Raw genomic sequence first — 23,235 nt, 5'->3', positions numbered from 1 at the left:
AAAATCGTTGAAGATCCCCCTAAATCCCCCGATAAATTGGGGGACTTTGACTCTGCTTCCCCCTTTTTTAAGGGGGGTTAGGGGGGATCTAAACGCTGTGAGGCAACTGTGTGTACACCGTAGCCGCAAGCGGGGAGGGGTTGGGGGTGGGGTGTTAGGGACTTTTGCAAGAGGTCTAATCTACTTCGTAGCTTAATGTGGTCGGCAGGCACTACTTCTACGACTCCTCCTTTGCGCCTATCAAATAGGTGAGATGCCATTGGATGTCCGTAAATGGACTCCGAATTTATCGCACTTTGCTAAAGTGCCATTCGGGGCAAGGGCAAAGACTTGTTGCAAGTTCTTACCTCTTGTCCCCTTGTCTCCTCTACTCCCCTGCTTCTTCCCCAAATTGTTAAGCTGGGTTCCAAGTGCCGTGGAAACTGTGGGGAATAACGCTAGGTAATCCTAGTTTGCAAACTGGTTCTTCATCCAGGCGATCGCTATCAAATACCCAAACTTCACTACTATGAGAATTACCATCGTATACAACGGTTAGCACCCAGCCTTGCTCAGGGTTTTGGGCATCTTGGGCGTAGATGGGTTCTGAAGGATAGCGGTTTTCTCCTAAGTCTGCTTCAGTGAGGGTTTCGGTTTTGTAGTCGAAGCGGGCGATCGCACTGAACAATTCTTTATCTGTATCCGTTCTTTGGGGCATTAATAATATGTAAGTATAGCGCCACGGTTGCCCAACTTGCGTAGCTTGCCGCCGTAGGCATGGCTGCACGCTGGGAAATTCACACTTGCGGTTGACAACTTCCTGTATTGCTGTCACTTTACCAGTTTGAGGATTGAGGCGCACTTGCCACAATGTTCCTTTACTTACTGTGTGCGTCTCCCCAGTTGCAAATTCTCTGAGATACTCATTAGTCTGGTGAAAATCTGCATATCGTACCATATCCAGAATCACGGAACCTTCTTCATCTTCATAGCCATTGCCAAAATGCCAATTAAACCAGGCATCGGTTTCACCACGACTCACTAAAGATAAGTTTTCGCGATCGAAGATTAACACCTGGGTTCCTAATTTAGGTTCCCATAACAGAGATTCACTAAAGGTAGTCAGACCAAGAATGACTGATAGTGTTTTCATCCGCATCGGTGGCATGAAAAACACCAGATACCTTTGAGTTAAAACAAAATCATGCATTATAGAGCAGCGATCTAGCTTAAAAGCAGTTTTTTGGATAATTTTGCCAGTAGCATCGCTTTTGTAGAGATTCAGTTGTACAGAACTGCCGATACTGATTCCAAAGTTAAAAATCTCGCCTGTTTCTGAATCACGCTTGTAATGGGCAGAATAAGGTAATCCGTTATCCAAAGCACCTAAATCATCCAATCCCTTCGTTTCTAAAGTTTGCAAATCAAGGGCGTAGGGATTGGTTGGTTCCCATAAAGCCAATAATTTATCAGGTAGTGCCAACACTGAGGTATTCGCTGCATTCTTCATCTGTTGGCCCCAGCGCTTCCAGATGGGGCCTGGCGTATGCATCCCATAGACACCATAAAGAAATCTATCTGCTTGAGTTTCAGCTAGATATTCTGCTGTTTGCACATAGCGATAGACTCCGGTAGCTCCTGCATCTGTGAAATGAACGCCGAGAATTGCCCCATCTCCATCAAACCAGTGTCCAACACGAGCGCCACCACGTTCTAACCGTGCGGGGCCATTGCGGTAAAGAGTGCCACGCAAGCCATCTGGGATTTTGCCAGAAATAATTGACAGTTGAGTAAGGGGAAATTCTTTTGCTGGTTCTGCGATCGCACCAGCCCAGGAATTATTTATTGACTTTTTGGTAATAGTCTGCATACTAAAACTTCTGGAAATATTGATATTGCATTTTTACATTGTTGCAATTTTTTCAAGATGCAAAAAATGGAGTAAGCGTTGTTGATTTATCAGGAAAGCCTCTTTTCTCACACCCTTGCCCCTCTGCCCCCTTCCCACTACTCTGGTAAAAAATGCTGAAACTATTAAGATTAGAAGCATCTGCCTACTGAATATTTACTAATCTTTCCCAGCCATGCCTCTGTCACGCATAGTAACGCTGATTGTCGGTCTGATCGTCATTTTGGGGCTAGCCCTATGGCTAATTGATTCCCTATCACGCCTCTATTGGCAATTATCCTATTCGCCGTTGCTAGGCAATTTACTGCTGTTGCTGCTGATTATCCTCATTGGAGCTTTGGTTGCCGCTTTTGTCTATTATGTATTGGTGATTAGATCGGGGGAAAAGCGATCGCGTCGCAACCCGAAGCGAGCGACTGCGGCACAAATTCCGGTTGCTAAATCTGACGCAGCTTCTACAACTCTCCAGGCTGTGCGGCAACAGGTAGCGCAAATTCAAGATGAAGTCACACGTCAAGCTTTATTAAGCCGATCGCGAGAGATTGAAGCCAACCTCGCACGGGGTGAAATTCAAGTAGTGGTATTTGGTACGGGGAGTGCTGGCAAAACTTCTCTAGTTAATGCGATTATGGGACGCATGGTCGGTCAAGTAGATGCACCGATGGGTACAACTCAGGTTGGAGAAACCTATTGTCTGCGGTTGAAGGGATTAGAACGCAAGATTTTAATTACGGATACGCCGGGGATTTTAGAAGCAGGGGTGGCGGGAACGGAACGGGAACAAATGGCGCGAGAACTGGCGACAGAAGCAGATTTACTGTTGTTTGTGGTAGATAATGACTTACGACGTTCAGAATATGAGCCGTTGCGGGGGTTGGCAGAAATTGGGAAGCGATCGCTTCTAGTTCTCAACAAAACTGATTTATATACAGATGAAGATAAAGAATCCATCCTTGCGAGATTGCGTCAACGGGTACGGGGATTTATTGCTACTAATGATGTGGTAGCGATCGCTGCTAATCCGCAACCTGCACAACTCGAAACTGGCGAAACCTTCCAGCCGGAACCGGATATTGTGCCTTTGCTGCGGCGCACGGCTGCTGTTTTACGAGCTGAGGGTGAAGATTTGGTGGCGGATAATATTCTTTTGCAATCTCTGCGATTGGGAGACGAAGCGCGAAAACTTATCGATGGGCAGCGTCGCCGTCAAGCTGACAAAATCGTAGAACGGTTTCAATGGATTGGCGCTGGTGTGGTATCAGTTACGCCGATACCAGTTGTAGATTTATTAGCGACAGCCGCAGTCAACGCTCAAATGGTTGTGGAAATTGGTAGAGTGTATGGCTGTGAATTGAATATGGAACGGGGACGAGAATTAGCTCTTTCTTTAGCGAAAACCATTGCTAGTTTGGGCATTGTTAAAGGAGCAATTCAATTATTATCTACAGCCTTGCAACTCAATGTTGCCACCTTTATTATTGGTAGAGCAATTCAAGGCGTGACAGCAGCTTATTTAACGCGAATTGCCGGTAAAAGTTTCATTGAATATTTTCGTCATGACCAAGATTGGGGTGATGGTGGAATGACGGAAGTTGTACAGCGACAGTTTCAAATTAATCGCCGAGATGAATTTATTAAAGCTTTTATTCAGGAAGCGATCGCACGAGTAGTGAAGCCATTACAAGATAAATCTGAGGTGGTTGAACATGATGAAGAAGTCAATAGTTAAATATTGTTAGTTTTACGATCGCAAGCGATATTATCTGTGTGTAGTGTTACTACGCTCAGTAGAAATCAGGAGTGCAATGAAACTTCAGCAACTAGTAATTGTCAGTGCAGTATTTGTTTTGGCGGCTGTACCAAAAATTGCGCTTGCAGATGAAGTGTGGAATAGCAGCTATGGCAAGGTGGTCTATCAAAGCGATCGCGGTAAAACTGCTATATGGACTTATCCAGGAGGAACTATCTTCATTGAAGGGCTAGCTGGAATAACGAGCAATCGTGGAATTTATCATGGCTATTGGGTTGGTAACTCCAATGTCAAATGTGACACGTCACGAGAAGATGGGTCAGGCAAGTTAAGCAACACCTGGGGACGATTTTCAATCCGTTTTCTGGTTCCTAATTTTCCCATGCCCTGGGAAGCAAGATGGAGCTATTGCGAGGGCGAACCTACTTTCTCTTGGAACGGAACCCCGCTAAAGCAAGGTTCAGTTCAACGCTAAAGTTTATTGACTTTTGTGGCTAAAATTCCTCAAGCCTGACTGCAACCGTTTGAGTTGATGACTGAAGTATTCGCCACTAGTCTTTGGGGAGAGCGGTTTTGTGAGCGATCGCACCGGGAGCCAGCCGTAAATCCGTTCCAAAACGGTTCGTCATCGTGCAGGTTTCGACGCTTGCTTGGCATATTCTTCTATCAGGAAAGCATAGTCTTCGTAATTGGGCAGGGTCTCGAAACTATGAACCGCAGAGGTCATCGCCCATAGCAGCTTTTCCCTCGTCCAAGTTTCGATGAAAGGCGTGAACCATGAGGCATCGTCCAGCATCGTTGCACGAAGGTTAACGAACTCGTCTATTGCTTCCGGGCAAGTAAACATCCAACTCATGCAGTGCGGGCAGAAGTAATGGCGAGTCGCGCCGTGCAAACCGCCAATAGTCGGCTGACCTTTCAGTATTGAGAACCCAACGCTTGGGATCGCGACGCTTAAAGAAAAAGCGCTGGCGGTCATTCGCTGACAACCCGTGCAGTGGCAAGCCATCGTCAGCAGAGGCGGGGCACTCACCTGAAACCGTATCTGTCCGCAACGGCATCCACCTTCCCAGGGTAAATTCCAGTCGTTCACGATCTGCCGCCTCCGTTCTCTATACTGAATATAAATTGTAAAAGGAAATAGACCTCATGACCTATCCTGATAATCAGAATCTGCCAGACAATCAACCGTATAAAATTTACGAATTTAAAAACAATAATCAGGAAATAATACCTGGTTATTTAGTAGTTAGTACTGCAAAACTGAATGTTGAGACAGAAGAAGACAATTCTAATAGGTATTTCTCATCAGTTGCGAATAAAAAGTTTTTTAATATCAATGATGGAGAAGCTGAACCTTCAGCCCAAAAAATGATTGAGAAAATTTCTAAAACTTTGCAATCAAGCCCCGACCCAGAAATAATTATCAATATTCATGGATATAGTTCTACACCATCGGATACAGAGACGGGGTGCAAAAAGATTTATGAATATGTCAATACGCATATTGAACAACCAAATAAGTATATTTTTATCGGATACAGATGGCCATCAGAAAATCCTATAAAAACGGATGAGTCTGGTTCCTTTGGGCAAAAGCTAATCAATGCACTTTCTTCTCTACCAACTTTACTAGCTATTAATTTAGCTTTGGGACTAACAATTAGTATATGGTCTGCCATAGCTTTATTATTCCTAAATATTTTGAGTAATAGTGCTGTCCACTTTTTCACAGCGATGTTAATTTTATCTGGGATTGTATCTTCAATTATATTTACACTAATTATTCTCAGGATATCTACTTATTTTCGTGATATTTACAGAGCAAGTAATTATGGAACTACAGATTTAGTTGAATTGATCAGACAGTTGGATTACACAGTAAAACTTCCCCCAAACAAGCGCATTAAATTATCTTTTATTAGTCATAGTATGGGGTGTTTTGTAGTTACAGATGTAATTCGGATTCTCTCTGATGTTTTTGATGTTAAATCTATTAATAAAAACCCGAATTCGGATATCGGCAATGTATTCCGATTAGGCAGGCTTGTGCTAGTTGCACCTGATATTCCTGTAGAAAGTATCTTGCCAGGACGTGCGAATTTTCTTCGTTCTTCTTTACGTCGTTGTGAAGAAGCTTATATATTTTGTAATGAAGGAGACCTAGCGTTACGATTTACTTCTACTGCCGCAAATTATTTTAGTTTTCCATCGCGAACTCGTATTAGTGGGTACAGGCTTGGTAATATAACAGTTAAACATTTCAACAATAAAAATGATTCAGTGGGTTACACGCCCAGATATGGAGTTGTTAATTTACACAAACAAGACTATGGCAAAGGTTACAGGCTTGATAATCCTTATAAATATTTAGAAATTCGTTCGTCTAGTAGCGAACATAGAAAACTTGAAGAAATAACTGAAATGTCAGAAGGCTTGGTACAACCCGCAGATGTATTTACATATTTTGACTGTACAGATTATAAAGATGACCGGATGAATCAGATCGGAATAGTTAGTTCTGCCATCCAAAAGCCAGCGATAAATTTTGGGAATTATATTTTCCTCACCTTGGCATTTATTCGGAAGTCTTTTAACAATAGAGATAGTCAAGGTGTTGATACCCACACGGGCTATTTTGAAGGTGTTTTTAGCCAGAAAGCTATTTATGAATTAGCTTTTTTAGGATTTCAAGGATTTTTGCGATCTTTGTCAATTGAAGGAGGCGAGTCAGAGCAAATTAGCATTTTTTCTCAAAAATGCCACGAAAAGCAAATTCAAGTGATTCTTGCGCCGCAAATTTATCAAGAAAAGACTCAAGATTAGACAAGAGCTTCTTAAGTCAAGGGTAAAGGGGAAAGGGGAAAGGGTAAAGGTTTTTTCTTTCCCTTTAATCGACAAGTAGCCGCATTTCTCTCTTGCTCTTTCTCTTCCCGTTGCCTTTAGCACTTGCTGGGCAAACTCGACATCCTGATGGGCAATTGCAGATTGTAAGGTATTTTTTCTACAAGGCAGCTATTATAAACATCAATCTCCCAGTTAAGAATGTAGCATCGCCAATACCTCGCAAAAAAACTACGAGGTATTTATTTTTATAAAAAAATATTTTTACTACGCAAAAATACTTAAAAAAATTAGCTTGTATTTAAAGTATCAAAATTCTGGTTATTTATTTCTAAAGTGTTCCGGAAACAGGAGGGAATGTCAGAAAAACTAGATAAAAGGACTTACTGAGTAACCAGGTCATGACCCACCACATAATCGGTAAATTACTACAAGGGCGTTACCAAGTTGTCCAAAGCCTCGGTGCAGGGGTGTTTGGACAAACATACATTGCTGTAGACGTAGATTATCCAGAGAATCCTAAATGCGTTATTAAGCAGATTAAAGTTAGCAGTTCCGAATCCGGCTACTTGGATATGTTGAGGTTACTGTTTCTGACTGAAACTGAAACCCTCAAGCTTCTGGGAAGCCATGACCAAATTCCTGAATTCATCGCCTGTTTTGAAGAAAATGAGCGATTTTATATAGTGCAAGAGTGTATTGAAGGACATGCGCTGACTGCGGAATTGCCCATCGAGCAACATTTCGGGTGTCTGTGGAGTGAGAGCGAAGTTGTAGAATTTTTGATAGATGTCTTAGGTATTCTAGAATTTGTTCACTCTCAAGGCGTAATCCATTGCGATATCAAGCCGGAAAACTTGATTAGACGTACTGTTGATAACAAGTTAGTTATGATTGACTTTGGCTCAATCCAGTCGATCGATTTTGGCATAGGTGCAGAATTGCCCATTTATAGAATTCCCGTCACTTCATTGGGATACATACCGCCAGAACAATTTATTGGTCAAACACAGCCCAACAGTGATATTTATGCTTTGGGTATGATTGCTATCCAGGCTTTAACAGGGCTAGAACCACTACAATTAAAAACCGATCCTTCTACTAATGAAATTTTTTGGCGTTCTCAAAACACGCCAGTTAACGATTATTTAGCTGCTGTTCTCAGCCAAATGATCCGTTATAATCACCAAGACCGCTTTCAGTCTGCGGGTGAAGTACTGCGGGTACTCAAACAAATAATCTGGGAACCTCAGCCATCAGAAACATTACAGGAAGATTCTCAATTTTCTCTAGAAATAGCAAAAAATCCTGCGTCTGGGAAATTTTCCCCATTATTCACAGGAATGAAAGTAGGGCTAGCAGCTAATTCTTTATTGATGGGATTTGGTGTATATTCTTTAGTTAATACTGCACCTGCATATTCAGAAACAGATACTTTATTTAAAGCAAAAAAAGAATATCAAGCAGGAGATTTAGAAGAAGCGATCGCACTCGCTAAATCAATTCCCTCTCACAGCAATGTTTATCCAGAAGCGCAAGCTACAATCGAAGAATGGCAAGAGCAATGGCAAGTAGCTGCACAGCAATACGAAATAGCACAACTAGCTTTTCAGGAGAGCAGATGGTCAGATGTTCTACATGCTGCGGCGAAAGTTCCCAAGATTTTATATTGGCAATCTAAAACAGATAAAATAGTTAAGCAAGCATCTGTAAACATTGAAATACAGACACAAGATTTATTAACAAAAGCTTACGAAAGAGCCGCCGAAAAAGATTTTTCTGCCGCCTTACAATATCTGCGTCAAATTCCTCAAGAAAGTCATGCAGGTGCCTTAGTTCAAGACAAGTTAGCTGAATATAATCGAAAACGGCAGATCAGAGCAGCCTACTTTTTACAGAAAGCCTATAAAAAAGCATCTATTGGTGATTTCGATCGGGCTGTAAAATTTCTCCGAAATATTCCCAACGATACTCTAGTTTATGCTCAAGCTCAAGTCAAATTGAATGAGTATACTCAAAAACAACGGGTGCTAGCTGACAATCAAAAGATAGCTTCTGCAAAAAGAACAAATTTATTTATTCCTAAAAACTCAGTTACTAAGGTTGAATATATTCAAGGAGTAAATTACCTTCAAGAGGTTAATATTCGGTAGGTTTAGTAATTCGTAATCACGCTCTCTAGGAGATGCCGCACGTAGCTTGCGATGGGACAAGGGGAATAACCCGTGCCCAATACCTTCTACTTTTTACCAAGGAACCACACCGTTTTCATCAAAAAATCCTCCGCTAGAACCATCATCAGGTAAAGTAGCGAGTCTCACTGGTGCGTAGCCCCCCGTAGGGATCGCACCCTGCTCAACAGTGCGATATCCTTGGTATTGATTAATGTCAGTTGCGGTAAAGCCAGGATCGGCAGCATTGATTTTAATTGGGGTATCTTTAAGTTCGGCAGCCAGTAAAACTGTGATTGCATTCACTGCTGTCTTTGATGAGTTATAAGCAAGAAGCTTAAGATCAGCGAATTCATAATTTGGATCGGAGTTCTGAGTCAGATGGTCGCAGTCTGAAAGCGGATTCTGTGCGGCGAGAGGTTGAAGCCAGTCTGCGCCGACTCGAAATTGAAACCATCGATCTTTACCAAATCCACTGGCCCAACCCTGACTCAGAAATCGAAGAAGGCTGGACAACTTTGGCCAAGCTCAAGGATGAGGGTAAGGTTCGCTATATCGGAGTTTCCAATTTTAATGTGGAACAGTTGAAACGTATCCAAGAGATTGCACCAGTTACGTCATTGCAACCGCCTTATTCACTGGTGAAGCCTGATGTTGAAAAGGAGATTCTGCCTTTTTGTAAGGAAAATAACATAGGTGTGATTGTTTATTCACCCATGCAATCTGGCTTGCTCACAGGAAAGATGACACCTGAGCGGGTTGCCAATTTCCCAGATAATGATTGGCGCAAAAATAGTAGTGAATTTCAGGAGCCACGTCTATCTCGTAACCTGAAGCTAGTTGAGGTGTTGCAACACATTGGTCAACAACACGATCGCTCCCCAGGTGAAGTTGCGATCGCTTGGACTTTAAATAATCCGGCGGTGACTGCGGCGATCGTTGGCGGACGCAATCCCAAGCAGGTGGAAGGAATCATTGGTGCTGGAGATTTTCGCCTCAATCAGCAAGAACTAAATGATATTGATACTTTCCTGCGCGAGAATCCATAAAATCTCTGCTGGAAAACCTCATAAACTCCACAGCTTTAGGGACTTCCAAATAAAAAAATATCCAACTATTTCTTGTGGGGTGGGCGTCTAGCCAACTTGGATTTTCTATGCTGTCCTCAATGATTTTAGGACTTACGCACAGGTAAAGGAAAATCGAACCACAGAGACACAGAGTACACGGAGGAATAAGAGTTTGAGAGGTATTTTGCGTAAGTCCTGGATTTGTGTGCTGATATCGCTGTGGCTTTGCAGCAGCCAATAGAGCGAATTTCACTGGAAATGGTCTTTCGCAGTTTATATTTTTTCAATCGTGCACGATGCCTACGGCGGCCTACGCATAACCCATTATTAGAGCTGATTCCTTGGTTAGTCGAACATCAGCGTTCTATGAGACTAGTTAAAGCAGTACGTCAACGACACCGACGCACTGCTGCTATGTCACTTGACATTTGGGCATCTGCTTTAACTTGACACCAATGGCGAGACGCCCACCCTACAAGAATCATCCCTTGATTCAGCAACGCCCTTCAGCATTTATATCTTTGCCATGCAGACTCGACTATTTGAGCAATGATTTCTGTATATGTCATACCACCCAAACGTCCCATAATTGGTAAGTCTGAGCGGATATGATGTAGCCCTGGCAATGGGTTAACCTCCATAAACTGTAATACACCATTAACATCGCAGCGCAGATCCACGCGGGCAGCATCACGGCAACCAAGAGTATGGTAAGCATCCAGCGCTAGTTGCCTTGCCTGTGCTGCCAGTGGTTCAGGATCTATGAGTAAACGATAAGATACCCGTTCTAGATACTCATCCTTATTGAGGGTAGTATAGGCGAAGGCTTCTGCTTGTCCTGAAAAAATTACTTCCATCACACCTACTACCCGTGAGTTGCTACCGTTGCCAACAATGCCTACTGTTACTTCTCTACCAGAAAGAAAGGTTTCTACGAGTATTGGTTGCTGAAAAAGTTCGTGTAACGCTTGATAAGTATTTACTAGCTCCTCGCGTTCTTTGACAAGAGAACGCCCAGTTACCCCTTTAGAACTGCCCTCCGCCATAGGCTTAAGGAAAAGTGGCATTGGCAGCGACACAGCTGCTGCTTCTGCGGTAGTATTCACGACCTCAAAAGAGGCTGTCGGCAAACCGCGATCGCGTACTACTCTTTTAGCAAGCGCTTTGTCTAACGTCAGGGCACAGGTAAGCGGATCGGAAAAGGTGTAAGGTTGAGCGAATAATTCGCAGATTGCCGGCACTTGAGCTTCACGAGAACGACCCTTTAAACCCTCAGCAATATTGAAAATCAAATCCCAGCGATCGCCTTTTGCCAAACGCCGAGCAAGTTCTCTACCATTGCCAACACGTTCAACCTGATAACCTAACTGCAATAGTGCAGTTTCCAGCCCAATGATAGTTTCTTCATCGTCGAACTCCATCACCTCAGACGCACTGAAACCAGCCTGAAGATAGTCCGCCTTCAGGTCATAACACAGACCAATGAATAACCCCATAGTCTACTCCACTGGATCTGTATAGGTGTACGTCTTACCTGCCCAATTTTGCACTGTAGCTGTACCATTCTCATAAGCAACTAGAGTTTCGGCTTGAATTGGGACTTTGCCACCACCACCAGGGGCATCAATTACATAGGTTGGTACAGCGTAGCCAGTAGTATGACCGCGTAATTTAGAAATTAAATCAAGCCCAGTTTGCACACTCGTTCGCAGATGTGCAGTACCAACAACAGGGTCGCATTGATAAAGATAATAAGGTCGCACACGCAGCTTCAGAAGACCGTGAAACAGATTCTTCAGGGATTTTTCAGAATCATTCACACCTTTTAACAGCACGGTTTGACTGCCTAGAGGAATGCCGCCATCAGCAAGGCGATCGCAAGCTTGTGCAACTTCTGGGGTGAGTTCCCGCACATGACAAAAGTGCAAAGATAGCCACACACGATGTTTACGAAGCAAGGCAACAAGTTCTGGTGTAATTCGCTGCGGTAAGAAACTCGGCACACGAGAACCAATGCGGATAAATTCAATATGCTTAATGGTACGCAGCCGCCTAAGCAAATTGTCTAAAGGTTCATCAGCCATCAATAGAGGATCGCCACCGGAAATTAGCACGTCACGGATCTCGGTATGTTCCTCCAGATAAGCGGCGATCGCATCCAATCGCCGCGTTACTGGGTACATCTCACCTTGGCTCACCAAACGAGAGCGGGTGCAGTAACGACAATAAGCAGCACAACTATCTAGGGCAAGCAGCAACACTCGGTCAGGGTAGCGATGTACGAGTCCTGGTACTGGAGTGTCGCCATCTTCACCGCATGGATCTACCATGTCTGCTGGACTAACTATTAGTTCTTCTTGTCGTGGTATCACTTGTAACCGTAGTGGGCAAAGCGGATCTTCTGGATCGAGTAGTGATGCAAAGTATGGGGTTACAGCTACAGCAAACTTTTCTGGTGCGATTAAAAGTCCCTGTTCTTCGGTAGTACTAAGCCTTAATAACTTCTGAAAGTGTTCCAACTTAGTCAACCGATGCCGCATTTGCCAGCGCCAATCGTTCCAGTGTTCTTGGTTGTAAGTCTCTCCCAAAATCTGACAAATTTCTTCACACCGAATATCAGTTACTAGAGGATTTAAAATAGTGTTTTTGATCATGATTAGACAGAAATTAAGCTGAGAATAATAAACAAATCACAGCCTAATAGAGTGCGGTGCAAATCCAGCTACCATCTCAATTAAGCAAGCAGATAAGTAGGAGCAATTCATGAATTGCTCCTGCTCAAGTCCCTTGTTAAAGGTAAGCAAATTTCCGTCACAGTGTATTAGTATGTTTACCTAGATTTTTAGGTAAAATAAAAAAATCTATTTCAAGGTTTACGACAAGTATCTTCCTATACAGGAAATACTTGTGCTGCGATAATAGCGATCGCTCTTACAGTGTCTTTGTTACCTTGAAACAATCAGCTTTCCGTGTTTTTGCGTCGTATTAATACATACACCAATGTCGCATATTTAATTATGTAAGGATTTTTTGGGGTGCGATCGCACGCTGCATCTGCTCAAAGTATTGTGTGAATTTGAGCGGTGTCAGAAAATCCTCCAGAAATTCCAATAATAAAAAATGTGGAGTCGCCAGAAGTAAAACTGACGGCTCCGACATTAGTTGAGACAGAAAGCAGTTGGTTAGTGGTAGCTAAAAATCGTCGTTGCTAATCAGCGACTCATTGCAAAAATCTGTTCAGCCGTTAAGGGAATGTTCGGAAACAATCTAGAATCAATTCGATCCTGCCCTCGAAACACCTTTGGGGGTAAATACTCTGCACCTTCAAGTTGGTAGATTGTAATGGTTGGCTGCTTGGGAGAACCAATGAACCGAATGCCACCAAAAGCAGCATAGTCTACAATGATGTACTCGAAAACGCCCAACTCCTCATATTCAGCAAGTTTTGTTAGATAGTCGTCCTTCCAGTTGTTGCTAACAACCTCAATGATTCCGGGTGGTGGAATATATGCAGCAGCAGAACTAGAGCTAGTTTTCATCCTCTGCCATTCAACTCTTGCAAATATGACAATATCTGCTTTCCGGCTTTTTTCCTTTTCGCCTAGTGCTGTTTTGAGCCGAACCTGCTTGGACTGGCGCGACACGTAAGGCAGGTCATTTTCTTGGCAGTGATTTTCTAAGTAGGCACACAGTCGCTGGATCAAATCCTCATGATTTGCATTTGGTTCTGATAATGGCACGGGAATCCCATCCAATAGCTCAAACGCTCTGCCTGAACCATCGTCCCAGGCAAGAAACTCTTCAAAAGTCAGTGGTTGTGTGACGGTTGCGTACATCGCCCTCGCTCCCTTGCTGACGGGTACTTCACTCAATGCTACCAAGATGTACAGCTTTGTCTATGAGTCCTGGCTAATTTTTCTGCCGTAGTTCTGAAACAACGGCTTGAGGTTTGGTAATAGAAGGCGATCCAAGAAAAATTTGAGTGAATGTTTGGTAACACAGAATTCTAACAAACCCACAAATTAAAATGAAGAATTAGCTTCTTATATATTGACGTAGGTAATGCAAATATCCTTCATTAATTTGAATGAAATATTTGAACGTATTAAATTCTTCACCATCAGTATTCTCAGTCTCTATTCCGTTATCTTGTACATATATATATTTATGATTTGGGATTTTATCCTTATGTAAAGTTGTTTCTATTAAACTATAATCAAGTCCATGTTTAGACATTACTAACATTTCAAATAACTCTGAGTTTTTACCTTGTGTAGTAAATAAACGATCGGGTAAAGATGATATTTCAGAAGCATTTTTTATAATCCTTTCTAAATCTTGAGGGTAAGTTTTTCTATCCCATTCGAGAAAACCTGTTAAGATAATAACCTTATTATTCAGTAAATCATCTACTACAACCTCTAAAATAGGCTGATAATGAACACTATATAAAGAAAGTAGTATATTGCATGGGTTGTAAATAAACGCTGAAACATTCGCTTCCTGATGTTCATTTTTAATTTTATCTAAAAACCATTTTAATCCTGCTTGCCAGACTTCATTTCCTAATAAACAATAGTGTATTTTTTGAATGGCACTATTCCAAGAAAGCTGAAACCTTGGGTTAATTATAGATAAAAATATTTCAGCATTCCCACCTTTTAAACCCATAATATCTTTTAGTAAGTCTTCATCATTTATTAAGGTTTTAGATGCAGATGAAGCTAACCTACCTTGTCTGCAAATCTTTTGTATTTTCCATGATTTTTGTAAGCTAGCAAATTCTTCTGGGTTACTTGTTCTTGTTTCCTCACATAAATGACTGGATTTTCTACAAATTTCAGAAATAACTAATTCTTCAAATTCCCATTCCTCTTGTTCGATGAAATAATTTTTGGGAATCCAACTATCCTGAAAATAATTCTCATGTTTTTTATTTAAAGAATATGTTTTTTCTATAACTGCTTCTTTTTCGTGTATTTTAAGCTCATCAATTACAAGATATTGAATAAAAGGGTATGTATCATATACCTTTTTATTTTTACCTTCATAACACATTGCTAAAATGCAATAGTTTTTTATTCCTATTTGTTCTAAAATTATTGCATCAAGCTTTGACAATGCATCATCTCTTGTACTCTGTCTTTCAAATGAAAATATTAAATGTTTAGGACAAATATTATTTTCTTCACTTTCTGGTATAGGCTTTACTTTTTTAGCTTCATAAGGTACATCCTCTGGATCTAAAGAAAGACTATAGCCATCAACCGGATACTTAACATTACGTTTAAAATCAGAGAATGGTAGTATTAATTCATGCCAATCAGTAGAAATTAGAATACATCGCAAGTCTTTATCTGCTATTTTTAAATTTTGTTTTATCAATGCAACATATTTGCATAACTGATGTGAAGCGTTTTTTGCGGAAGAATTACTTGTTTTGATTTCTATAATCACTATTAGACCAAGTTTATCTTTAGCTATGATGTCAACTGAACCATCTGAACCAGAAATATTTGGTAATTTAAATTCTGTTTCGATAGCATTTAAACCATCTTCAATTAAATGTAAATTATTTACGAGAAAATCTCTGATTTTTGCTTCCTTAGTCATATATGGTTATTGTTGAATTCATTTTAAATTAACGATCTGAATGGGAACAAAATCTCAATCACCTAGCAGAACATAAGGCGCGATCGCAATTTGCGTTGTATCCATAAAGCTAAGTACTGCTTATAACACTCTTGAATCCATCCCCAATCAGATATTAAACTTCATCAGGATTTATCCCAAGCTGTCTCAAGCGTTCTGCTAAACGCTGGGCTTTTTGCTGTTCTTGTTCTAATTGGGATGTTAATAACTGCGATTTTTCCTCACCAGTTAGTAATAAATTTCCCTGTGCATCCCACCAACGCAACCAAGGCGCTGTAGTATTTCCATACTGTCCTTCCCAAATGCCCAATTCGACGCCCATCAAGGAAATCTCATAGTGTCCACGTTCGTTAGCTGTGAGTTGCTGATACCTACCATCAACTAAGTGATAAACCTCAACCGCAGCTTTGCTAAATTCGTAAACACCATAAAAAGGTACGCGGATTGCTTGCTCGTATACCCAGAATTTACCAGTAATTGGAGTATTATCTCTTTCTTCTGAACCATCCCCAGAAGCAAATTCCAGTACAATTAGAGGAGCGACATATTCTTGCCACAACACATACGAACGTCGAAACTGACTATTTAACATAGGTGGAACATTCGGGACGTAAAACCAATCGGGTGCTTCGGCACCGCGTTCAGGTGGTTCGGTTAAACGCCAGTAAATGCCACAATCTTGACCAATACAATACTGCTTATCTGAGTGAATTTGCTGTAATACACCTTGAACGGAGTCAGTTAGAAGTATGCTTTGCGGGTGTTCTTGAAAATTTTTGCCTCCGGCACGCTCCGCGAACACAAAAGTTCCATCCGACTCTGGTAACTCAGTATGGTCGGGAAGGTGAGTAATGCCTAGTTCGGACAGTTTGGCAATAGTCATTGAACTTTGGCGCGAATGAATCGGCATATTTATCTTAGCACTGCTCCAAGGAAAGGGTTGTTGGTGGGTAGTTTACTGTCCAATAGTTATAGGATTTACGCATAGGTAACGGAAAACGAACCACAGAGGACGCAGAGGTAACAGAGAAATGAGAGTTTGAGAGGGTTTTTGCGTAAGTCCTAAGTTAGTTATTTTAAAACTGTGACATTGACTCATTACAGCTAGGATTTTCTGTGATTATTGCTCGATATTGCCTCTCATAATTCTTGTGCATCACCTACTAGAACACAAGGCGCGATCGCTCTTAATTACCTTCTGGTTAGTCTGCAAATAATCATGTAGCAAATCGCAACCCCGTGCCAGTAATTTATCCAGTTGGATATCTGCTAAATCTCGGAAAATTATAGTGCCATTACCACTACCCGCAGCCAGAGTCTTGCCATCATGGCTGAAACTGACGCTGGTTAACTCATCTTTATCGCCTTTCAAAGCAATCAGCAACGTTCCTTCTCGGTTCCAAATCCTCACTTTGTCATCACTGCTAGCTGCCAGAGTCTTGCCATCGGGGCTAAAACTGACACTGATAAAACTATCGCCATCGCCCGTGAGATTATCTAGCAAATTACCGTCTCGATTCCAAATCTTCACCGTGCTATCAATACTCACTGAGGCAATGCTTTGACCATCAGGCGACCAAGCAACCCCATTCACTCGGCGGCTATGACCAGTTAATGTGTATAGTAATTTACCCTCTCTACTCCAGATTTTCACGGTTTTATCATCACTGGCTGAGGCTAGCAACTTGCCATCAGGGCTAAAACTTACCCAATTAACCGCTTCTTGATGTCCCTGTAAGGTGTTGAGTAGTTTACCTTTGCTACTCCAAAGTTTTACTGTTTTATCTTTACTAGCCGAGGCAATTACTTGACCATCAGGCGACCAAGCTACACTCAATACGGTATCATTATGACTCTGTAAGGTGTTGAGCAGTTGACCGTCACCACTCCAAAGTTTTACTGTTTTATCTTTACTAGCCGAGGCAATTACTTGACCATCGGGCGACCAAGCTACACCCCAAACTTGACCCTGATGCCCCGTTAATATACGCAGTAGTTTACCGTCTCGACTGAAAAGTTTTACAGTTTTGTCTCGGCTTGCTGCTGCCAAGGTGCGATCGTCTGGGCTAAAACTGATGCTAGTTACCCAGTCATCATTATCGGCTTTGGGCTTTCGCAGTAACACATCGTCCCAATGCCAAAGCTTAATAGTTTTGTCCCGACTCGCGGAAGCAAGGGTGCGACCATCTGGGCTGAAGCTGACACTGTTAACCCAATTATTATGTCCTTTTAGGGTTCCCAGCAACACACCTTCAGAACTCCAAAGTTTGATTGTTTCATCAGTACTGGCGGAAGCGATCGTGTTACCATCGCGGCTAAAACTGACGCTGGTAACTCCAGCACTATGCCCCGATAAAGTTCGCAGTAGCTTCCCCTCAACATTCCACAGCTTGATTGTCTGGTCTAAACTGGCAGAAGCAATTATTTTCCCATCCGGCGACCAAGCCACACTTTTGACTGCATCCTCATGTCCCTGCAAGGTTTTGAGCAGTTTACCATCGCGACTCCACAGTTTCGCCGTCTTATCAGCACTCCCAGAAGCTAAGGTTTGACCATCATTTGACCAAGCGACACTTAATACTGCACCATTATGTCCCTGCAAAGTTTTGAGCAGCTTACCATCGCGACTCCACAGTTTCACTGTTTTGTCTGTACTTGCCGAAGCAATAACCTGACCATCTGGGCTGAAACTCACACTATTCACCACACCCTGATGCCCTAATAAGGTAGCAAGCAGTTGACCCTCTCGATTCCAAAGTTTTATCGTCTTGTCTTGACTGGCGGAAGCAATGATTTCACTATCTGGGCTGAAACTGACGCTATTCACTACATCTTCATGCCCCGACAAGGTTTTAACTAAGCTACCATCGGGAAGCCAGAGTTTAATTGTAGTATCCGCACTGGCTGAGGCAATTAAAGAGCGGTCGGGGCTAAATGTAGCACTATTTACGCCAGATATATGCCCGTCCAAGCGGTTATATTCTCTGACCCCTGAAACTGCTTGATAAAGTGCCGTCTGTACTTGCTCTCTTGTGTAGGAATCTACCCAGACTGTTTGTTGTAATTTTCTCCCTGCCTTTAAACTTTCTTTTAAGGCATCAATACCTTTTTGCGAGGCAAAGAGGGCTTCACTGGACGCACTGAGGGTTTTAATTTCGCTATCTACCGCTGTCACTATGGAAACACTTAATCCCAAGATGGCGAGAACGGAAGCTGTGAGGGCAATTTTCAGCGAACGATTTAATTGAGCTTCACTAAGTCTTTGTTTCTTTTGACTTTCTGCAAGTTTAGCTGTTAACTCTTTTTCTTTCAGTTCAGCTCGTAATTGCTCAATTTCTAACTGACTTAATTCTTCTCGCTTGTGTAATTCTCGCAATTCTGTTAATAAGTCTAATCCCTGCTGGGGATGAGGAGCTACCAATTTGGAACGCTGCTTATTTTGACTAAGTTCGCTCTTCAGTCGCTCAATCTCAGCTTTACTTTGTTCTACTTTGTAGCGTAATTGATTTAGTTGTACCTGTAAGCTCGATTCTTGTTGTTGCAGGTAGCGAATCAAGTCTACTAAATAATCGTGAATCAGTTGATAGCGTTCTGGTACATCAGGAAAGATAACTACTAAACCGGAGCTAACTAAAATTTCTAAGACTAACTCTAATTTGTCAGCATCTTCTAATTCTGATAGCTGCGCCGCTAACTCAGCACGAGTTTTAAAAGGTCGGTTGTTACTTTCATCTGTTAATAAGTATAAGACAAGTAACGCAGCTCGTTCATTTTCTGGGCCGCAGTCTTTAATTAGTTCCTTAATATATCGTTCGATGAGTTTGTTCGGTCTATATGGCTGATATTCTTCTAAGGTAGTAATGCGTTCATCTTGAATTTGCGCGCCCACAACTTGTAATTCAATGGGGCGGACTTCTCCAAATTCTGTTGATAAATCTTCGATTAAAGCATCAATTAAAGCGGGTTCTAAATTAAACTGCGATCGCTCCGTCAATTTTTGGATAATTGCTTTGGCATATTCTGGCGAAAAATTATTTAACTGGTAACGAATATGCTTGTCGAGAATATTATTATTAATCGCTTCCAGCGCCGAAAGATGTTTAAAATCTAATAACCGATGTAAATAATCTTCTCGCAAAGAAAGGATGACTTTGACAAAGGGTATATTGAGGCAATCGCTAATAAATTTATCAAACTCTTGCTTTTGATTGCGATCGCTATAACCAAAGAAAAATTCTTCAAATTGGTCAAAAATTAAAACTGTGATCAAATGGCGATCGGCATTTTCTTGGAGTTGTTGTAAAATGCCACCGATGGTGAACGGTGTGTCAGAGTAAGGTAAAGCCTCCGATTCAATGCCTGCTTCTAGCTTAATATCAGCATAAATCGCCAGGGATGCGTCACTAGACATCGCCTCACTTAAAGATTTCCCTAATTCCCGTGCCCAATCGGTGTAAACTTGCAGTACCACAGGCACGGCGATTTGATCGCCAATGGCACGAGTTTGCAGTGCTGGAACTAAACCCGCCGTAACGGTGGAACTCTTACCTACCCCTGATTGACCGTGAATCACCGTCAATTTTTGATCGGCGCGGCTAATTCTGCCAATTAAGTTATTAATATCACGCTCTCGACCAGAAGCCGCAATTTCTAAAGCAACGCTACTACTTCCAGAAGGTGACATTAATGCTGGATTTGTCGCCTGTCTTTGGGGTTGCAAACGTCCAGCCCCAATAAAAGCCCGAAAACCATACTGTTGCTCAACAGAACGCCGTTTTTGTCGAATGTAATAGGCTTCTAAATATCGTCCTTCTTCAAAGTAGAGCGATCGCAGTCTCCGCAATAAGCGAATATAACGATGGGCATCGTATTGATGGGCACTGCTTTCTAAGGCTGCTGGCAGTTCTTTTGTCGCCTTATCTAAGTATTCACGAGCGATTACTAGCTCACCGATATTTCGCTGTGCTTTCGCCAATACTAAATAGTAAATTTGCGCCAATAATAATGGGAATAAGCAGTTATAAGGGTCGTTCTGCTTTTGCGCCTCCCCTAATTTCAGTAGCGATACGTGTGCTAAGATACTCGCCTGTACCCACCGCGACTGCTGCACAGCTACTTGCGCCAGAAAACCGTAATCACAAGCTAATTGGATTTGACTACCATAAGTTTGATGTAACTCCAGAGACTTTTGAGCAACAGTCTGCAATTCTTCCCACTCTTGCAGATATTGCAAAACCTCAGCGAGTTGATTAATAAATCCAGCAACTATATCCAAACGCCCAGCCACCTGCAAGATATGCAAGCATTGCTGAAAATAAGATTTAGCAGTGTACCAATGGCGGCGATTTTCTATTTGATTTTGCTCTGCAAAACGGCAATAACACAGCCCAATATAAAACAGCAAAATTCCCTGTCGCAGCAGTAGAGGAGATGGAGGAGATGGAGGAGATGAGGAAGAAAATACTTCTTTATCCCTCTGATTTCCCTCTGCTTCCCCTGCTCCCCTGCTCCCCTGCTCCCCTGCTCCTCTACTCCCCTGCTCCTCCGCTTCCCCTTTCTCTGCCAATTTTTGCCAAACCTGCAAGCTTTGCTGAAAATGGCTTAAACCTGTATTGATGCGATCGCTAATATAATTATCTAAACCAAAAACAAATTCTAGACTAGCGTGTAGTTCTGGCTCTAAGGTAATACCACGATTGTGCAACTCTTTAATGGCAAAGTGGAGTTCATAACTATGTTCCCAGACTTGCTCGACAGTGGAATAATGCTTTGCAAGTTGAGGAGGTTGGTGTTGTGCAGCATCGTTTGCTAACACCGTAGCAAATAAAGAGTCAGTTTCCTGTTGCAGAAATTGCAGCAGTGATTGAGTTGTCATTTCAAACCGAATCGGTGTCGCCGCCCAACTCGCAAAATCTGGTGCTAAACGGACTACCTTTTGCAATATTCCCTCATTCACCCACAAAATCATTGGAAATGGGTGGCGTTTGCGAAATTCATCCCGAATATGATTGATAGAACTCAGTAAATCGTCGAGTCCATCTACTGACTCTAAACCCAAAATCATCAACGCCGATGGCGGATTAGCTTCGGTTAGCAGTTGTAAATGAATACTTGTGTAAAGACTTCTGGCATTATGCGGCAGAATTACCTTTTGAATGTGGTGTACTCCTGAAGAGAGTTCTTCGAGTCGTTGCAGCATAAGTTCTTGCAAAACTCGATAATTGCAGCACACCAAAACCAGGGAAAATTGACCGCTAGAAAGGGTAATTGCTCTCCCCAAACTCCGTAAAGCCCGCTCGTTAGCTGCTCTGATATCTACTTGTGCGTGTCGTTCAACCATGATTTAAACTTTTCCGTCTCTGCTAAAACTGGGTTGACGGCAAACCAAGCTCCCTGATGATCGCGGTATTCAAAGACAAATAGACTTCGCAAGAGGGTGTGGTATTCTATATCACCTCTAACTCGTTGCTGTTGCACCACCTGAAAGATTAGTTCCCACTCATGGGGGTCGATAGCGTTGGCTCGGTAATCCCGCTGTCTTTGAATTACCAGTTCGACACATTCCCGATTAAAGGGTGGATCTTGTTCTCGCAGACAGTCAAACAGTAAACCTAGTAAGTCGCGGACATGACCACCACTCATCAGGCACAATCGATCTAAGGTTTCTAAACTATCAAACACCTCTGTAATTAAGCCTAACCGATCGCTAGGTAAAATGTCTGGAAAACCTCTAGCTAGCACCATTTGCCGCATCATTGCTAGCCCTTGGGGAAAAATCTCACCAGAGCGCAAACGCACAGGTATCATCGGTAACATTTTTGGGGCAACTCCACCCCCCAAACGATGCTGAAGTTCGGCGCTATCGTTGGAGAAAGTCAGGGCTAAAGGAATAGTATAGACTACATGACAATTCAGTTTGCGTAACTGTTCGCCACGCTGAATAAATAAATATTCTGGCAGCGATCGCCCCGATGGTAAAGGTCGAATTGCGACTCGATCCAAGTTATCAACAATTACCACCAATCCTTTTTTACCCCTGGCTTTCAGTTCCTTGGTGGCAGGTTCTAGTAATTCTTGATTAATTGACTGTAAAATATTTGCGGTTCGTGGTTCTAGATAATCTCTTAACCGCCGCCGCAATTGGGGACTTTCTTTTGTTTTAGCTGTAATTTTGGCAATCCCTACAGACAACTCTGCTTCTACGCCAACGTCAATTGGCGTCTGCAAGAAATCCACAACTTCACCAAACAACTTGGTAAAATAGCGAGGTTTGAGCCTAATTTTCATCGCTTCTAGGCTTTCACTTACCTGTCCTGCGATCGCCAACAAAATATCAGTCACATCCACATCGGCCATTTCTAAGACATGGGTAGACTCAAAATAAACTACATGAAACTGCTGCGCTTCTAACTCAGCTTTCAGGCGCAACAACTCCGTTGATTTTCCACAGCCGAGATGTCCGGTAAATAGTTGACAGGTTGGGATATCCGGCGATATTTTAGCGATCGTGCGCTGCAAAGCTTCGATAATTTTGCCACCCCGCACCGCAGCAAAATCGATATAGTACCTGCGATCGCTAGGGTTTCCTATAATTAGAGGTCTGCTCGGATTGCAAGCCTGATAAAATCTTTCTAAATCTAGGAGCATAACTAATCAAGTTCACTCAGGAATGGGGATGCAAAAATTTACTAGATAAATATATTGATTTTAGGTATATTTATGCCTTATTTTAATCAAACTACTAACTAAACTAGCAGTATTCAGGATAATTAATTATATCTATAGTTCGATATAGCACATATTAATGGTGATGTTTTGGTTAAAGTAAGCAGAAATACTACTATAAGTACAAATAGCAAA

At 42.2% G+C, this 23,235-nt stretch carries 19 protein-coding genes; 7 read left to right on the top strand and 12 right to left on the bottom strand.

Annotated elements, in window-relative coordinates:
* Window positions 1-77 precede the first annotated feature (77 nt).
* Window positions 78-260 (bottom strand): hypothetical protein, encoded by a 183-nt coding sequence (locus ACM0OX_RS11585; protein ID WP_414514996.1) that lies wholly within the window; start codon window positions 258-260, stop codon window positions 78-80.
* Between the two features lie 134 nt (window positions 261-394).
* On the bottom strand, window positions 395-1,849 hold the full coding sequence (locus tag ACM0OX_RS11580; protein WP_414514995.1) for a carotenoid oxygenase family protein: 1,455 nt from the start codon (window positions 1,847-1,849) through the stop codon (window positions 395-397).
* A gap of 214 nt (window positions 1,850-2,063) precedes the next feature.
* Between ACM0OX_RS11580 and ACM0OX_RS11575 the strand changes: the two genes are divergently transcribed.
* Both ACM0OX_RS11575 and ACM0OX_RS11570 read left to right on the top strand, forming a co-directional pair.
* Entirely contained in the window at window positions 2,064-3,617 is a 1,554-nt protein-coding gene (locus ACM0OX_RS11575; RefSeq protein ID WP_414514994.1) for a YcjF family protein, read from the top strand.
* 76 nt (window positions 3,618-3,693) lie between these two features.
* A complete protein-coding gene (locus ACM0OX_RS11570) occupies window positions 3,694-4,113 on the top strand; it encodes a hypothetical protein (protein ID WP_414514993.1) in 420 nt (139 codons plus the stop codon).
* 29 nt (window positions 4,114-4,142) lie between these two features.
* Here ACM0OX_RS11570 and ACM0OX_RS11565 read toward each other — a convergent pair whose 3' ends face one another.
* On the bottom strand, window positions 4,143-4,295 hold the full coding sequence (locus ACM0OX_RS11565) for a hypothetical protein (RefSeq protein WP_414514992.1): 153 nt from the start codon (window positions 4,293-4,295) through the stop codon (window positions 4,143-4,145).
* Window positions 4,264-4,617 (bottom strand): GFA family protein, encoded by a 354-nt coding sequence (locus ACM0OX_RS11560; RefSeq protein ID WP_414514991.1) that lies wholly within the window; start codon window positions 4,615-4,617, stop codon window positions 4,264-4,266. The genes ACM0OX_RS11565 and ACM0OX_RS11560 overlap by 32 nt, the downstream gene beginning before the upstream one ends.
* Before the next feature lie 170 nt (window positions 4,618-4,787).
* On the opposite strand from ACM0OX_RS11560, the gene ACM0OX_RS11555 reads away from it, so the two are divergent.
* On the top strand, window positions 4,788-6,464 hold the full coding sequence (locus ACM0OX_RS11555; protein ID WP_414514990.1) for an alpha/beta hydrolase: 1,677 nt from the start codon (window positions 4,788-4,790) through the stop codon (window positions 6,462-6,464).
* Between the two features lie 419 nt (window positions 6,465-6,883).
* Window positions 6,884-8,635, top strand: a complete 1,752-nt coding sequence (locus ACM0OX_RS11550; RefSeq protein WP_414514989.1) for a protein kinase domain-containing protein — start codon at window positions 6,884-6,886, stop codon at window positions 8,633-8,635.
* Window positions 8,636-8,728: 93 nt separating this feature from the next.
* Here the strand turns inward: ACM0OX_RS11550 and ACM0OX_RS11545 are convergent, their stop codons facing one another.
* Window positions 8,729-9,034, bottom strand: a complete 306-nt coding sequence (locus ACM0OX_RS11545; RefSeq protein ID WP_414514999.1) for an SDR family NAD(P)-dependent oxidoreductase — start codon at window positions 9,032-9,034, stop codon at window positions 8,729-8,731.
* Between ACM0OX_RS11545 and ACM0OX_RS11540 the strand changes: the two genes are divergently transcribed.
* Together ACM0OX_RS11540 and ACM0OX_RS11535 are read left to right on the top strand one after the other, a co-directional pair.
* Window positions 9,013-9,702: an aldo/keto reductase gene (locus tag ACM0OX_RS11540; RefSeq protein ID WP_414514988.1), complete on the top strand. Its 690-nt coding sequence runs from the start codon at window positions 9,013-9,015 to the stop codon at window positions 9,700-9,702. The genes ACM0OX_RS11545 and ACM0OX_RS11540 overlap by 22 nt on opposite strands.
* Window positions 9,703-9,924: 222 nt before the next feature.
* Window positions 9,925-10,173: a hypothetical protein gene (locus ACM0OX_RS11535; RefSeq protein WP_414514987.1), complete on the top strand. Its 249-nt coding sequence runs from the start codon at window positions 9,925-9,927 to the stop codon at window positions 10,171-10,173.
* A 56-nt stretch (window positions 10,174-10,229) separates the two neighbouring features.
* On the opposite strand, the gene ACM0OX_RS11530 is transcribed toward ACM0OX_RS11535, so the two are convergent.
* Both ACM0OX_RS11530 and ACM0OX_RS11525 read right to left on the bottom strand, forming a co-directional pair.
* The gene (locus ACM0OX_RS11530; protein ID WP_414514986.1) at window positions 10,230-11,219 is read right to left on the bottom strand and encodes a D-alanine--D-alanine ligase family protein; all 990 of its coding nucleotides are present in this window, start codon (window positions 11,217-11,219) and stop codon (window positions 10,230-10,232) included.
* A gap of 3 nt (window positions 11,220-11,222) precedes the next feature.
* Window positions 11,223-12,377: a KamA family radical SAM protein gene (locus tag ACM0OX_RS11525; RefSeq protein WP_414514985.1), complete on the bottom strand. Its 1,155-nt coding sequence runs from the start codon at window positions 12,375-12,377 to the stop codon at window positions 11,223-11,225.
* Between the two features lie 429 nt (window positions 12,378-12,806).
* Between ACM0OX_RS11525 and ACM0OX_RS11520 the strand changes: the two genes are divergently transcribed.
* A complete protein-coding gene (locus ACM0OX_RS11520) occupies window positions 12,807-12,935 on the top strand; it encodes a hypothetical protein (protein ID WP_414514984.1) in 129 nt (42 codons plus the stop codon).
* Here ACM0OX_RS11520 and ACM0OX_RS11515 read toward each other — a convergent pair whose 3' ends face one another.
* The 5 genes from ACM0OX_RS11515 to ACM0OX_RS11495 form a co-directional block, all read right to left on the bottom strand.
* A complete protein-coding gene (locus tag ACM0OX_RS11515) occupies window positions 12,936-13,559 on the bottom strand; it encodes a Uma2 family endonuclease (protein WP_414514983.1) in 624 nt (207 codons plus the stop codon). It abuts the gene before it with no gap.
* A gap of 199 nt (window positions 13,560-13,758) precedes the next feature.
* Window positions 13,759-15,336, bottom strand: coding sequence for an endonuclease NucS domain-containing protein (locus ACM0OX_RS11510; protein WP_414514982.1), 1,578 nt, complete (start codon window positions 15,334-15,336; stop codon window positions 13,759-13,761).
* A gap of 154 nt (window positions 15,337-15,490) precedes the next feature.
* A complete protein-coding gene (locus ACM0OX_RS11505; RefSeq protein ID WP_414514998.1) occupies window positions 15,491-16,258 on the bottom strand; it encodes a Uma2 family endonuclease in 768 nt (255 codons plus the stop codon).
* A 273-nt stretch (window positions 16,259-16,531) separates the two neighbouring features.
* Window positions 16,532-21,715, bottom strand: coding sequence for an eIF2A-related protein (locus ACM0OX_RS11500; protein WP_414514981.1), 5,184 nt, complete (start codon window positions 21,713-21,715; stop codon window positions 16,532-16,534).
* Window positions 21,691-23,022, bottom strand: a complete 1,332-nt coding sequence (locus ACM0OX_RS11495) for a P-loop NTPase fold protein (RefSeq protein WP_414514980.1) — start codon at window positions 23,020-23,022, stop codon at window positions 21,691-21,693. Before ACM0OX_RS11495 ends, ACM0OX_RS11500 begins: the two co-directional genes overlap by 25 nt.
* Between the last annotated feature and the right edge of the window lie 213 nt (window positions 23,023-23,235).

Source organism: Nostoc sp. PCC 9305, assembly GCF_963920915.1.
Classification (GTDB): domain Bacteria; phylum Cyanobacteriota; class Cyanobacteriia; order Cyanobacteriales; family Nostocaceae; genus Nostoc.
Note: the sequence above shows the minus strand (reverse complement) of the source record. Positions and strands in the feature narration are given on the sequence as shown.